Origin of the sequence: Gordonia sp. McavH-238-E (assembly GCF_022348225.1) — a bacterium.
Taxonomy (GTDB): Bacteria; Actinomycetota; Actinomycetes; order Mycobacteriales; family Mycobacteriaceae; genus Gordonia; species Gordonia terrae.
Map to the genome: position 1 here is coordinate 54,096 of NZ_JAKRFE010000001.1, position 14,100 is coordinate 68,195.

Sequence of the window (14,100 nt, forward strand, 5' to 3'; positions counted from 1 at the left end):
TCTTGGGTTGTGGGCACTCAGCCTGCGACGGCGCGCTCGGCGGCCGCGGTCACGGCCTCGGCGGTGATGCCGAACTTGGTGAACAGCACCTTGTAGTCGGCGGAGGCCCCGAAGTGCTCGATCGAGACGATCTCGCCACCGGCGCCGACGATGCGGTACCAGGGCATGGCGATGCCGGCTTCGACCGCCACGCGCGGAACCGACGGCGGCAACACGTGGTCGCGGTAGCCCTGCGGCTGCTCGTCGAACCACTCGACACACGGCATCGAGACGACGCGCGCCTTGATTCCCTTCTCCGCCAGCGCCTTCTGCGCATCGACGGCCAGGTGGACCTCGGAGCCGGTGCCGATGAGCACGACGTGGGGGTCGCCCTCGGAGTCGCTCAGGACGTATCCGCCGTTGGCGACTCCCTGCGCGGAGGTGCCCTCGAGGATCGGGATGTTCTGGCGGGTGAGCGCCAGGCCGACCGGGTGGTTGCGGCGGGTCAGCAGGTGCTGCCACGCGTAGGCGGTCTCGTTGGCATCGGCGGGACGCACGACGTCGAGATTCGGGATCGCCCGCAGCGCGGCCAGGTGCTCGATCGGCTGGTGGGTCGGGCCGTCCTCGCCCAGACCGATCGAGTCGTGGGTCCAGACGTAGATCGGGTCGATCTCCATCAGTGCCGCGAGGCGGACCGCGGGACGCATGTAGTCGGCGAACTGCAGGAAGGTGCCGCCGTAGGCGCGGGTCGGACCGTGCAGGGCGATGCCCGACAGGATCGATCCCATCGCGTGCTCACGGACGCCGAAGTGCAGGGTGCGGCCGTACGGGTTCGCCGACCACTTCTTGGTGCTGATCGACGTCGGTCCGAACGACGGCTCGCCGTCCATCGTGGTGTTGTTCGAGCCGGCGAGGTCGGCCGAGCCGCCCCACAGCTCGGGCAGCACGGGCGCGAGGGCGCCGAGGACCTTGCCCGACGCGCTGCGGGTCGCGACGTCCTTGTCGCCCACGTTCCAGCTGGGCAGCACATCGGTCCAGCCCTCGGGCAGTTCGTGGGCGGTGAGCCGGTCGAACAGCTTCTTCGCGTCGGGGTTCTTCTCCGCCCAGGCGTCGAACGACGACGTCCACGCCGTGCGCTCCTCCGCGCCGCGGTCGACCAGCTTGCGGGTGTGGCCGATCACCTCGTCGGTGACCTCGAAGTTCTTCTCCGGGTCGAACCCGAGGACCTTCTTCGTCGCCGCGACCTCGTCTTCGCCGAGGGCCGCGCCGTGCGCCATGCCGGTGTTCATCATGTTCGGCGCGGGGTAGCCGATGATCGTGCGCAGACAGATGATCGACGGCCGGTCGATGACCTCCTGGGCTGCCTTGATCGCCGCCTCGATGGCGACGACGTCCTCGCCGCCCTCCACGGTCTGCACATGCCACCCGTAGGCCTCGTAGCGCTTGGCGACATCTTCCGAGAGCGCGATGTCGGTATCGTCCTCGATCGAGATCTGGTTCTGGTCGTAGAACACGATCAGGTTGCCGAGCTGCTGGGTGCCGGCCAGCGAGCTGGCCTCCGATGTCACGCCTTCTTCGATGTCGCCGTCCGAGGCGATGACGTAGATGTAGTGGTCGAACGGGCTCTTGCCGGGCGCGGCGTCGGGGTCGAAGAGGCCGCGTTCGCGACGGGCGGCCATCGCCATACCGACCGACGAGGCCAGACCCTGGCCCAGCGGTCCGGTGGTGATCTCGACGCCCCGCGTGTGGCGGAACTCGGGGTGACCGGGTGTGAGGGAGTCCCAGGTCCGCAGCGCCTCGATGTCGGAGAGTTCGAGCCCGAACCCACCGAGATAGAGCTGGATGTAGAGCGTGAGGCTCGAATGTCCACACGAGAGCACGAAGCGGTCGCGGCCGGCCCAGTCGGTGTCGGTCGGGTCGTGACGCATCACCCGCTGGAACAAGGTGTAGGCGAGCGGCGCGAGGCTCATCGCGGTGCCGGGGTGGCCGCTTCCGCACTTCTGCACTGCGTCGGCCGCCAGGATCCGGGCGGTGTCGACGGCGCGGGTGTCGAGGTCGGTCCAGTCGTCCGGGTGACGGGGGGTGGTCAATGCGCGGATCTCGTCTGTGTCGGCCACGATGCTGATTGTCTCCTGTGCCTGCTCGGTGCGATTCGTACTCGGTCCGTCTTGTACTGGGTGATCGGTACTCGGGGCGATCGGTACTGGGCTATCCGTATTCGGGCAACCGACGATCGTCGGCGCGTACGAGTCCAGAGTAATCGGCGCGGGGGACACGCTGCGCGGCGACCGATGGTTACCGGCGAGTTCGGGTGTCGTCGCCGGTCGTGGGCCCGCTCGCGCCGTCGCCCCGCCTCGATTCACGGTTCGCAAAGGCAAACGTCTACCATGCTCTGTAGTAGCCCGCGGGCGTCTGTGCGGGCGGACGAGGAGTGTTCGTGAGGATAGGGGAGCGTGTGAGCGGGGACAGTTCCGCCGCATCTCACTCGACCGACACCGCATCGAATCCGCAGGTATCGACCGATCCGGTCGCGCCGGCCGATCAGTCGTGGGCCGGGCGCGTGCGTGCGACGGTGCTCGCCTACATCGCACTGACCAAGCCGCGTGTCATCGAGTTGCTTCTCGTCGCGACGATCCCGGTCATGCTGCAGGCCGACCGGGGCCACGTCGACATCGCGGTCATCGCTTTCACGCTGATCGGCGGCTGGCTCGGAGCCGGGAGTGCCAACACACTCAACATGGTGGCCGACGCGGACATCGACAAGAAGATGAAGCGCACCGCCCGGCGTCCGCTGGCGCGTCGTGCCGTCGCGACCCGCAGCGCCCTCATCTTCGGACTCCTCCTGTGGGCGGCGTCGTTCGCGGTGCTGTACTTCGCCGCCAATCTGCTCTCGGCGTTGCTCGTCTCGGCGACGATCCTCTTCTACGTCGGCGTCTACACGCTCATCCTCAAGCGCCGCACCTGGCAGAACGTGGTCTGGGGCGGTGCCGCCGGATGCATGCCGACCCTGGTCGGCTGGGCCGCGGTCACCGGCTCGCTGAGCTGGCAGCCGATCGTGCTCTTCGCCGTCATCTTCTTCTGGACGCCGCCGCACACCTGGGCGCTCGCGATGCGCTACAAGGAGGACTACAAGGCCGCCGGCGTGCCGATGCTCCCGGTCATCGCGACCGAGGAACGCGTCACCCGGCAGATGCTGATCTACACGTGGCTCACCGTGGTGAGCTCGCTCCTGCTCATCCCGGCGACCAGCTGGATCTACACCGTGATCGCCCTGGCTGCCGGTGGCTGGTTCCTGGAGCGCGTGCACAAGCTCTACCGCGACACCAAGCGTGGTGCCGAGGTCGCTCCGCTGAAGGTGTTCCTGCAGTCCAACGAGTACCTCGCCATCGTGTTCTGCGGACTCGCGATCGACGCGGTCGTCGGACTGCAGACCATCTCGTCGTACTTCTGAGTCCGGCTCACACCCCGGCCGGCAGCAGCACCGTGGTGCCTGTCGTGACGCGAGCCTCCAGGTCGGCGTGCGCGACCGCCGCGTCGGCCAGTCGGTACCGCTGACCGACGCGCACCTCCACGCCGCCGTCGACGATCGCCTCGAAGTACTCACCGGCTCGCCAGTCGAGTTCCTCGGCCGTGTCGGTGAAGTGGGCCAGCGTCGGCCGGGTCACCGACAGTGATCCCGCCGGGTTGAGCCGCTGGAGATCGAACGGGGGCACCGGACCGCTCGCCGCCCCGAACAACACGACGATCCCCCGGATCGCCGTCGACGCCAACGACTGCTCGAAGGTGTCGGCGCCGACACCGTCGTAGACCACCGGCACGCCGCGCCCGTCGGTCAGTTCACGCACCCGGGAGCTGAGGTCGTCGCCGTAGCGCAGGACGTGGTCGGCGCCCGCCGCCCGGGAGAGTTCTTCCTTCTCGTCGGACGACACCGTCGTGATGACCGTCAGTCCGCGACGCTTGGCGAGCTGGGTGAGGATCAGTCCGACACCGCCGCCACCGGCGTGCACGAGAATCGGATCGCCGGCCTGTGGACGAGCACTCCCGTCCAGGAGGTAGTGCGCGGTGAGGCCGCGCAGCAGCGACGAGCCGGCCACCGCGTCGTCGACCGCGTCGGGCACCCGCACTGCCTTCGACGCCGGGACCGCGACGAGCTCGGCATAGGAACCGGGCGCCGCGCACCACGCCACGCGTTGCCCCTCCTGCAGCGAGGTCACCTCCGAGCCGGTCGCGACGACGACGCCGGCACCCTCGGTGCCGAGAATGTAGGGCGGCGTCGAGGGATACAGGCCGCGGCGCAGATACGTGTCGATGAAGTTGACGCCCACCGCGGCGGTCCGGACGATCACCTCGTCGGGAGCGGGGATGGGGTCGTCGACGCTGCCGAAGGTCAGGACGTCGGGTCCGCCGTGGCGGGTCACCTGGATAGCTCGCACGACACCGTTCTACACGCCGAAATCGTCCCGGTATGCTGACCCCCATGACGAACACCACCGCCGACGAGAACTCGAGCACGCAGCAGAAGGTCGAGGCACCCACCGAGGTCGTCGCCTCGGTACGCAAGTTCGTCGCACGCGAGGGTGGAAGCGCGAAGGTCGTCCTCCAGGCGATCGGCGACGCCGGCGTGCGTATCACGCTGGTCGGCGACGCGAACGGCATCCTCGGTGACCGGGTCGTTCCCGACCTCGCCACGGCGCAGGCAGTGGTCGACGCGGTCGACGGTCTCGAGATCGCCGAATGGGATCGTGACCTCACGTCGGAGACGACGGTGTCGACGTCGCACTACCGCAAGATGGCCGGTTGGGTCGCGCGGCAGAAGCGGTTCCCGCGCGCACGCAACCGCGCCATTCTCTGAGGTCGGCGTCGATCAGGCAGACTCGCGCAGCGGGTCTGCCTTTTTCGTGCCCGTGTCTCGCGCGACCAGGAGCTGCCAGGTGGCTCCGATGAGCAGGACCGCGCTGCCGAACATGTGCGCGATGACGAGCGCGATCGGCAGGTCGGTGGCGAACTGGACGAACCCGATCAGACCCTGCAGCAGCAGCAGCAGCATGAACACCACGGCCGACCGCTGCTGCGGACGCGCGAAGACGCGCGCGTAGACGAGTGCGGCGATTGCCAGCCCGACGAGAGCGAAGACGGCATCAGCGTGCAACTGTGTCGCATTGCCCGGGTCCAGACCGTTGCGCGGGGCGTCGGCGTCGCCGGCGTGGGGGCCGGAGCCGGTCACCACCGTGCCGAGGTAGATCGCCGCCCAGGTGACGACGTAGACGAGCCAGGCGAGATAGATGCCGAGGCGGCGGGTCGCGGTCGGCGGGGCGTCGGGGTCGGGCGAGTCCGGCGCGGCGGGAGTCGGATACGGGCGCATCCGGAAGACCAGGACGGTGGACGCGGACACCAAGGCCATGGAGAGCAGGAAGTGCAGCGCGACGACCCACGGGTTGAGCTGCGTGAGCACCGTGATGCCGCCGATGACACCCTGGAAGGGGATGCCGAGCGCGATCAGCGTGACCAGCCACTTGTCGCGTCGTGCGGACCCGGCGAGGCGCAGGACCGCCACCCAGGTCGCGATCGCGATGACGACCAACACGAAGGTGAGGAGGCGGTTGCCGAACTCGATCGCGCCGTGCAGACCCAGTTCACCGTGCGGCACGAACGACTCGTCGGTGCACCGTGGCCAGGTCGGACAACCCAGTCCCGAGCCGGTGAGGCGTACGGCGCCGCCGGTTGCGACGATGCCCACGTTCGAGATCAGCAGCGCGATGGCCCAACGGTGTACGAATCGGGCTGTCGGCCGGCCGAAGCCGGGGACGAACCGCCACGGACCGGTCAGCGGGCGCGGTGCGTCGTCGGTGGACGTGGGTCGCGCGCCGGACCGGGACCCGGCCGGTGCGTTCGAAGTATCGGATGTCATCGGAATCGGAACCACCTCACGGCCAAGGTGCCGGCCACTGCGGCCCACACCAGCAAGACACCCACCCCGAAGGCGTCGAACGAACCCTCGGAGGCCATCTCGAGTGCCTCGCTCAGGGCCCCCGACGGGATGCACCGCGCGATCCAGTGCACGGCGTCGGGGATGTTGGAGTCGACGACGACCAGGCTGCCGAGGCCGATGAACGCGAACCACAACAGGTTCGCGAGCGCCAGGACGACTTCCGCTTTGAGCGTGCCGCCGAGCAACAAGCCGAGCGCCGCGAAGCACGCGGTGCCGACCGCCAGGACCACCGCGCCGATGAGCAGGCCGACGGGACTCGGGCGCCATCCGAACGCGGCACCGATCGCGCCCAGGATCACCGACTGCAACGCGACCACCAGGAGCACGGCGATCGATTTGCCCACGATGATCCCCCAGCGCGGGATCGGCGTGGCGCCAAGGCGTTTGAGGGCGCCGTAGCGACGGTCGAAGCCCACGGCGATGGCCTGTCCGGTGAACGCGGTCGACATCACGGCGACGGTCAGGATCGCCGGGACGAACATCGCCGCCCGCTCTGCCGGACCGTCCCCGAAGCCGGTGTCGATCGGCAGCAGGCACAACCCGATGAGCAGCGTGATCGGGATGAACATCGTGAGCAGCAGTTGCTCGCCGTTGCGGAGCAGGAGCTTGAGTTCGAGGGTGGATTGCGCGGCGATCATCGCGGGGAGGGAGGCCGGGCGTGGGGCCGGGCGGAACAGGCCGTCGGGGAATGTGCCGGAACGCTGCGCGTCGGTGGGAACGGAGGAGGTCACGGTCGTAGGGCCCGTCCGGTGAGGTCGAGGAACACGTCTTCGAGGCTGCGGGTCTCGACCCGGAGATCGGTGGCGAGGACATTGATCTTCGCGCACCACGCCGTCACGGTGGCCAGCACCTGCGGCGTCATCGGACCGATCACGAGATACGAACCGGGGGTGGCCTCGGTGCAGTGGTAATCCTCCGGCAGCGCCAGGACCAGCATCGACAGATCGAGACCACGCGGTGCGGTGAAACGCAGTTCGTTCTCCGCGCCGGTGCTGGTGAGGTCGGCGGGTGTGCCGTCGGCGACGACCCGCCCGTGGTCGATGATCGCGACGTGGTCGGCGAGTTCTTCCGCCTCGTCCATCAGGTGCGTGGTCAGCAGCACCGACGCACCGTCGGCCCGCAGGCGGTCGATGAGCTCCCACACGACGAGTCGGGCGTGGGCGTCGAGGCCGGCGGTCGGCTCGTCGAGGAAGACCAGTTCGGGCCGATTGACGACCGCGCAGGCCAGCGCGAGGCGCTGCTGTTGGCCGCCGGACAGACGGCGGTAGGAGGTGCGACGCACCTCGGTCAGGCCGAGCGCGTCGAGGAGTAACTCTGGGTCGATGGGGTCTGCCGCGTACGCCGCGACGAGGCGCAGCATCTCCTCGGCACGCGCACCCGGGTAGGCGCCGCCGCCCTGCAGCATGACGCCGATGCGGCGCCGGAGCGCGTCGTTGTCGGCGACCGGGTCGAGTCCGAGGACGCGGACGGTGCCGGCGTCGGGCGTGGTGAATCCTTCGCAGATCTCGACGGTGGTCGTCTTGCCCGCACCGTTGGGCCCCAGCAGGGCCAGGATCTCGCCGCGACGGAGGGTGAGGTCGAGCCGGTCGACGGCGGTGCGGTCGCCGAAGCGTTTGACCAGGCCGCTGATCTCGACCGCGGGACCGGCCGACGCGGGCCGATCCGCGGCGACCTCACCGGATGATGACCCGGGATCGCGGAGCCGACGATCGTTCACCCGATCGTCGTCGCTGATCTGCCGAGAGGTCGTGCTTCGCACACAGGTCAGACTAGGCGCTCGGAGCCCAGGGACGAAAAACGGTGACCCGGCCCACCACGCAGGTGCTCAACGTCGTGTCGACGGCGGGTCGGCGGGTGCCCGGTCGACGGTCGGGGCCTCGTCACGACGACGCCGGCGGCCGGGCGCGCGGTCCTCGAAGAACAGCGCGGTGAGGACCGCGACCATGATCACGCCTGCCAGAAGTCCCTGTGCCAGCACCACTCCGCTGGTGTTGGAACTGGTGGGCATCACCACGATGGCGATGATCGCCGACGCGGCGATGGTGGAGATCCGGAACCAGGCGCCGGTCGCCCACGCGGCCAGTGGGATGACGGCCCAGAGGAGATACCAGGCCTGGACGAACGGGAAGAACAGCACGACTGTGGCCATCGACACACCGAGGGCGCCGAGCGGGTGGAGCCGGCCGCCGAGGGTGGCGAGCATCCACCGGACGATGAACAGTGCGGCGACGAGCTGACCGATCGGTCGGGCCACCTCGAGGATCGCCTGGGTGTGCTCGCCGAGACCGAGGGTCACGCCGATCCGTCCGGTGGTCACCGACAGCAGCGTCGGCATCGACATCCACGAGCGGACGATCTCGCCCGTCGACAGCGTGCCGGTCCAGCCGAACCCGAGTCCGGTGCCCAGCGAGATGCCCATCATCACGATGCCGAGGACCACCACGTAGAACGCCGCGGAGGCACTCAGCATGTAGATCGACCAGCGCGACCGGCCCCACCACTCGCGGATCGGCGCATGCCGCAGGGCGGGCAGCGTGGCGCCCCAACGCATGGCCAGGGCGATGCCGACGAAGCCGAGGGCGAGCATCGAGGTGACCTTGATCATCGCCGACGCCGCGAGCACCGCGCCCCCGGCGATGAGCAACCAGCCCGCGCGGGTGGGCACGAGCGTTCCGGGTCGGCGTAATCGTTCGGCGCCGTAGATCGCACGGAAGCTCAACTCGAGGCCGACGAGCATCAGCCCGAGCATCAGGGCCTCGTTGTGGATACCGCCGACGAGATGAAGGATGACCAGCGGATTCATCGCGCCGAGCCAGAGTGCAGCCACCGAGGACACCCCGCATCGGCGTGCCAACCGGGGGAGTGCCCAGACGATGAGGGCCACACCGATCAGCGCGACGATGCGGTGCAGGAAGATCGCGGCGGTGATGTTGTCGCCGGTGACCTTGGTGATGCCCTCGCCGATCCACAGGAAAAAGGGACCGTAGGGCGCCGGGGTGTCCCGCCACAGATTGGGGACCGACCTGGTCAGGATGTGGTCGACCCCGAGCCCGCGGACGGGGCTCACCGAATAGGGGTCCATGCCGCGGAACGCGATCGCGCTCTGCGCGAGGTAGGAGTAGATGTCCTTGCTGAGCAGTGGGGGCGCCACGATGATCGGCGCGATCCACAGCATGAGGGTCCGGTCGGCCTGGCGGCGGCTCATGCGGCGCTCCGGGCTCCGGCCGTGTCGGACCTCGACGCTGAACCGGCCGACCGCGAACCGGCCGAGAAGCAGCCACGCGACGACCAGCGTGATCGCACCGCCGATCGACAGTGCGAGGGCGGTACCGAACATGCGCGACGGCAGCGACAGCACCCGCATCCCGGCCACCGGGTTCTGCAGCACGGGCACCGCCCCGGTACCGAGGGCGCCGATGAGGATGAGGACCGAACCGGTGGCGCCGAACAGCTTGATACGGCGCAGCCGGCGGGTCTCCTCGGCGTTGAGCGGTCCGACCTCGCGCTCGTCGTCGTGGTGGAGGCGGGCGACGGTCTTGCCGTAGTCGCCGCGATCGGTGTCGGTGGGAACGGCGTCGGCGGGGCGCTGTTTGCGCAGCCCGAGATAGGTCAGCACGCCGAGCAGTCGGGTCCACACGAGTCCGAAGTAGTCCGGCACGCGGCGCGGAGCTGTGGTTTCGGGCACACGACGACTGTAATCGCCGGACGTGGTGGCCTCACGACCCCCCGCGATAAGGGCACCCTTGCTGGCAGGCGGGAAGCAATTACGTCACACTCGTGTTGTGAAAACCATGCGGAACGATGTTGTGCTGCCTTCGGGCGGCGTCGGCGCCGTGCCATCCGCTGGTACGGGCGCCACGGGAACGGCCGGTGGTGCCGACGCGCACCACGACGGTCAGACACGCGAGGCCGTGGTCACCCTTCTGGTCGAGGACGGCCCGCTCACCGCGGGTGACATCGGCGAACGTCTCGGGATCTCGGCGGCCGGTGTCCGTCGTCACCTCGACGCCCTCGAGGGCGCCGGCGACATCGAGGTCGCCTCGCCGGGCTTCGGCCAGCGCGGCCGCGGACGTCCCGCCAAATACTTCCAGCTGACGGCGTCCGGTCGTGGCAAGATGCGGCACGCGTACGACGACCTGGCCGGCGCGGCGATGCGCAAGCTCCGCGATCTCGGCGGTTCCGATGCGGTTGCCGAATTCGCCCGGGAGCGCGTCGAACGCATCGTCGCCGATGTGCGTCCCAGCACGAACCCGGTGACGGTGGCCGACACCGTCGAGGAGATCGCCGACGCGCTGACCAGCGCCGGGTACTCCACCAACACCCGTCAGGTCGGGACCGGCCTGCAGATCTGTCAGCACCACTGCCCGGTGGCACATGTCGCCACCGAGTTCCCGGAGCTGTGTGAGGCGGAGACCGCGGTCTTCACCGAACTCCTCGGCACGCACGTGCAGCGTCTGGCGACCATCGCCAACGGTGACTGCGCCTGCACCACCCATGTGCCGATCCACCCGCCGCCGGGCGGGACGCACGAGGCCAGACCCGACCCGCCCGGGGCCGGCGCGGATTCCGATACCCAGCCCGTATCGCGCCGCGCGACCCCTGCTCCGACACCGACTGCCACGACAACCCGAAAGGCCACGCGATGACTGTCACCGATCCGGCCACCCCGACCCCAGCGGCGCCCCTCTCGCAAGAGGAGACGATCGCCGCCCTCGGCAAGTACGGCTACGGCTGGGCCGACTCCGACGTCGCGGGCGCGAGCGCCAAGCGCGGACTCTCCCCGGCGGTCGTCGCCGACATCTCGTCGAAGAAGAGCGAGCCCGAGTGGATGCTCGAGCAGCGCCTCAAGGCGCTCAAGATCTTCGACAAGAAGCCGATGCCGGGCTGGGGCGCGGGGCTCGAGGGCATCGACTTCGACAACATCAAGTACTTCGTGCGCTCGAGCGAGAAGCAGGCCGCCACGTGGGACGACCTGCCCGAGGACATCAAGAACACCTACGACAAGCTCGGCATCCCCGAGGCGGAGAAGCAGCGTCTGGTCTCCGGCGTCGCGGCGCAGTACGAGTCCGAGGTCGTCTACCACTCGATCCGCGAGGACCTCGAGAAGCAGGGCGTGATCTTCCTCGACACCGACACCGCGCTCAAGGAGCACCCGGAGATCTTCCAGCAGTACTTCGGGACCGTCATCCCGGCCGGTGACAACAAGTTCTCCGCGCTCAACACCGCGGTGTGGTCGGGCGGTTCGTTCATCTACGTGCCGCCGGGAGTCCATGTCGACATCCCGCTGCAGGCCTACTTCCGGATCAACACCGAGAACATGGGCCAGTTCGAGCGCACGCTGATCATCGTCGACGAGGGTGCCTACGTTCACTACGTCGAGGGTTGTACCGCGCCGATCTACAAGACCGACTCGCTGCACTCCGCGGTCGTCGAGATCATCGTGAAGAAGGGTGGCCGCTGCCGCTACACGACCATCCAGAACTGGTCGAACAACGTCTACAACCTGGTGACCAAGCGCGCCAAGGCCGAGGCCGGCGCCACGATGGAGTGGGTCGACGGCAACATCGGCTCCAAGGTCACCATGAAGTACCCGGCGGTCTGGCTGACCGGTGAGCACGCCAAGGGCGAGGTCCTCTCGGTCGCGTTCGCAGGTCCCGGCCAGCACCAGGACACCGGATCGAAGATGGTCCACCTGGCGCCGAACACCTCGAGCAACATCGTCTCCAAGTCGGTGGCGCGGGGCGGTGGCCGCGCGTCCTACCGCGGCCTGATCAAGATCAACAACGGTGCTCACGGCAGCCGGTCGACGGTGAAATGTGATGCGCTGCTGGTGGACACGATCTCCCGCAGTGACACCTACCCCTACGTCGACATCCGCGAGGACGACGTGACGATGGGTCACGAGGCGACCGTCTCGAAGGTCAGCGACGATCAGCTCTTCTATCTGATGAGTCGTGGCCTGACCGAGGACGAGGCGATGGCCATGGTCGTTCGCGGCTTCGTCGAACCGATCGCCAAAGAACTCCCCATGGAATACGCGCTCGAGCTCAACCGCCTGATCGAGCTCCAGATGGAAGGAGCTGTCGGCTGATGGCCGATCCCACACTCCCCGTGTCCACCCCCGGCTCCCAGGCGCCCGTCGTCAACAAGGGGGAGCTGTTCACCTCGTTCGACGTGAACGCCTTCGAGGTGCCGAGTCCCCGCGAGGAGGCCTGGCGGTTCACCCCGTTCCGTCGTCTCCGAGGTCTGCACGACGGTTCCGCGGTACGGACCGCGGAGGCGAACGTGGAGGTGACCGGGCTTGCCGACGGTGTGACCGTCGAGACCGTCGGTCGCGACGACAAGCGACTCGGCGATGGCGGTGTGCCGTTCGATCGTGTCGCCGCGCAGGCCTACTCGTCGTTCACGCAGGCGACCGTGGTGACCGTCGGCCGCGAGGTCGAACTCGCCGACCCGGTCACCATCACGGTCACCGGCCCCGGTGAGGGCGAAACCGGGTTCGGCCACACCCAGGTCCGTCTCGAGGCGTTCGCCCGCGCAGTCGTCGTCCTCGACCAGAGGGGCAGTGGAACTTACGCGGAGAACGTCGAGTTCGTCGTCGGCGACAGCGCGGCCCTGACCGTCGTGAACATCCACGACTGGGCAGACGACGCCGTCCATGTCGCGACACACCACGTGCGCGCGGGTCGCGATTCCGTGGTCCGGCACTTCGCGATCAGCTTCGGCGGCAACCTGGTTCGCCTGTCGCCGATCGTGCACTACGACGCACCCGGCGGCGACGTCGAGATGTGGGGTCTGTACTTCGCCGATGCGGGCCAGCATCTCGAGCAGCGCCTGCTCGTCGATCACAGCCAGCCGCACTGCCGCTCCAACGTCGTCTACAAGGGCGCACTACAGGGCGACGTCTCGGGTGACCGGACCCGCGAGGCCCACACCGTGTGGATCGGTGACGTGTTGATCCGCGCCGAGGCCGAGGGCACCGACACCTTCGAGCTCAACCGCAACCTGGTGCTCACCGACAACGCGCGCGCCGACTCGGTGCCCAACCTCGAGATCGAGACCGGCGAGATCGTCGGCGCCGGACACGCCAGTGCCACCGGACGTTTCGACGACGAGCAGCTGTTCTACCTGCAGGCCCGCGGTATCCCGGAGGATCAGGCCCGCCGCCTGGTCATCCGCGGCTTCTTCGGCGAGGTGATCGCGAAGATCGGTGTGCCCGAACTGCGCGAGCGTCTGTCCGCCGCGGTCGAGCAAGAACTCGAACTCGCCGGCGCCTGACCGCCGGACATCAGCCACACGAACTTCCCCAGCCCGGAGAAAGAATCCTGAGACTATGACCACACTGGAAATCCGCGATCTGCACGTCGACGTCGCGCAGACCGACACCGACGCCGAGCCCATCCACATCCTCAAGGGTGTCAACCTGACCGTGAAGTCGGGGGAGACCCACGCGATCATGGGCCCGAACGGTTCCGGCAAGTCGACGCTGTCGTACGCCATCGCCGGCCACCCCAAATACGAGGTGACCTCGGGCTCGATCACCCTCGACGGTGAGGACGTCCTGGAGATGAGTGTCGACGAGCGCGCTCGCGCCGGCCTGTTCCTGGCGATGCAGTACCCCGTCGAGGTGCCCGGCGTCTCGATGTCGAACTTCCTGCGGACCGCCGCGACCGCCGTGCGCGGTGAGGCGCCGAAGCTGCGCCACTGGGTCAAGGAGACCAAGGAGGCGATGACCTCGCTCGACATCGATCCGTCGTTCTCCGAGCGCAGCGTCAACGAGGGCTTCTCCGGCGGCGAGAAGAAGCGTCACGAGATCCTGCAGCTCGACCTGCTCAAGCCGCGCATCGCGATCCTCGACGAGACCGACTCCGGTCTCGACGTCGACGCCCTGCGCGTGGTCAGCGAGGGCGTGAACCGCTACAAGGACCGCGACAACGGCGGCATCCTACTGATCACGCACTACACGCGCATCCTCCGCTACATCAAGCCGGACTTCGTGCACGTCTTCGTCAACGGACGCGTCGTCGAATCCGCCGGTCCCGAGCTCGCCGACGAGCTCGAGGAGAAGGGCTACGAGCGCTTCACCTCGGCCGCCAAGGCCGGCTGAGCTCCCTGACCGGTCCGAGTCCCTC

12 protein-coding genes are annotated in these 14,100 nt (G+C 68.5%); 6 read left to right on the forward strand and 6 right to left on the reverse strand.

Going from position 1 to position 14,100, the window contains the following annotated elements; translation table 11 throughout:
* Nucleotides 1–17: 17 nt before the first annotated feature.
* The gene (tkt, locus tag MHN80_RS00260; protein WP_004021954.1) at nucleotides 18–2,096 is read right to left on the reverse strand and encodes a transketolase; all 2,079 of its coding nucleotides are present in this window, start codon (nucleotides 2,094–2,096) and stop codon (nucleotides 18–20) included.
* A 338-nt stretch (nucleotides 2,097–2,434) separates the two neighbouring features.
* On the opposite strand from tkt, the gene MHN80_RS00265 reads away from it, so the two are divergent.
* On the forward strand, nucleotides 2,435–3,430 hold the full coding sequence (locus MHN80_RS00265) for a heme o synthase (RefSeq protein WP_086535445.1): 996 nt from the start codon (nucleotides 2,435–2,437) through the stop codon (nucleotides 3,428–3,430).
* A 7-nt stretch (nucleotides 3,431–3,437) separates the two neighbouring features.
* Here the strand turns inward: MHN80_RS00265 and MHN80_RS00270 are convergent, their stop codons facing one another.
* Complete coding sequence (locus tag MHN80_RS00270; RefSeq protein WP_239398619.1) at nucleotides 3,438–4,412, reverse strand: quinone oxidoreductase; 975 nt, start codon at nucleotides 4,410–4,412, stop codon at nucleotides 3,438–3,440.
* Nucleotides 4,413–4,444: 32 nt separating this feature from the next.
* On the opposite strand from MHN80_RS00270, the gene MHN80_RS00275 reads away from it, so the two are divergent.
* Nucleotides 4,445–4,831: a hypothetical protein gene (locus MHN80_RS00275; RefSeq protein ID WP_004021951.1), complete on the forward strand. Its 387-nt coding sequence runs from the start codon at nucleotides 4,445–4,447 to the stop codon at nucleotides 4,829–4,831.
* A gap of 12 nt (nucleotides 4,832–4,843) precedes the next feature.
* On the opposite strand, the gene MHN80_RS00280 is transcribed toward MHN80_RS00275, so the two are convergent.
* From MHN80_RS00280 to mptB, 4 genes are all read right to left on the reverse strand, one after another.
* A complete protein-coding gene (locus MHN80_RS00280) occupies nucleotides 4,844–5,887 on the reverse strand; it encodes a heme A synthase (protein WP_239398621.1) in 1,044 nt (347 codons plus the stop codon).
* The gene (locus tag MHN80_RS00285) at nucleotides 5,884–6,699 is read right to left on the reverse strand and encodes an ABC transporter permease (protein ID WP_239398623.1); all 816 of its coding nucleotides are present in this window, start codon (nucleotides 6,697–6,699) and stop codon (nucleotides 5,884–5,886) included. Before MHN80_RS00285 ends, MHN80_RS00280 begins: the two co-directional genes overlap by 4 nt.
* A complete protein-coding gene (locus MHN80_RS00290; RefSeq protein WP_239398625.1) occupies nucleotides 6,696–7,727 on the reverse strand; it encodes an ABC transporter ATP-binding protein in 1,032 nt (343 codons plus the stop codon). Before MHN80_RS00290 ends, MHN80_RS00285 begins: the two co-directional genes overlap by 4 nt.
* 66 nt (nucleotides 7,728–7,793) lie before the next feature.
* On the reverse strand, nucleotides 7,794–9,626 hold the full coding sequence (gene mptB / locus MHN80_RS00295) for a polyprenol phosphomannose-dependent alpha 1,6 mannosyltransferase MptB (protein WP_033203403.1): 1,833 nt from the start codon (nucleotides 9,624–9,626) through the stop codon (nucleotides 7,794–7,796).
* Between the two features lie 133 nt (nucleotides 9,627–9,759).
* Between mptB and MHN80_RS00300 the strand changes: the two genes are divergently transcribed.
* The 4 genes from MHN80_RS00300 to sufC are packed head-to-tail and all read left to right on the forward strand — an operon-like array spanning nucleotide 9,760 to nucleotide 14,075.
* On the forward strand, nucleotides 9,760–10,614 hold the full coding sequence (locus MHN80_RS00300; RefSeq protein ID WP_239398627.1) for a metalloregulator ArsR/SmtB family transcription factor: 855 nt from the start codon (nucleotides 9,760–9,762) through the stop codon (nucleotides 10,612–10,614).
* Nucleotides 10,611–12,059 (forward strand): Fe-S cluster assembly protein SufB, encoded by a 1,449-nt coding sequence (gene sufB / locus MHN80_RS00305; RefSeq protein WP_004021945.1) that lies wholly within the window; start codon nucleotides 10,611–10,613, stop codon nucleotides 12,057–12,059. The genes MHN80_RS00300 and sufB overlap by 4 nt, the downstream gene beginning before the upstream one ends.
* The gene (gene sufD / locus MHN80_RS00310) at nucleotides 12,059–13,246 is read left to right on the forward strand and encodes a Fe-S cluster assembly protein SufD (protein ID WP_239398628.1); all 1,188 of its coding nucleotides are present in this window, start codon (nucleotides 12,059–12,061) and stop codon (nucleotides 13,244–13,246) included. Before sufB ends, sufD begins: the two co-directional genes overlap by 1 nt.
* A 55-nt stretch (nucleotides 13,247–13,301) precedes the next feature.
* The gene (sufC, locus tag MHN80_RS00315) at nucleotides 13,302–14,075 is read left to right on the forward strand and encodes a Fe-S cluster assembly ATPase SufC (RefSeq protein ID WP_239398630.1); all 774 of its coding nucleotides are present in this window, start codon (nucleotides 13,302–13,304) and stop codon (nucleotides 14,073–14,075) included.
* Nucleotides 14,076–14,100: the final 25 nt, after the last annotated feature.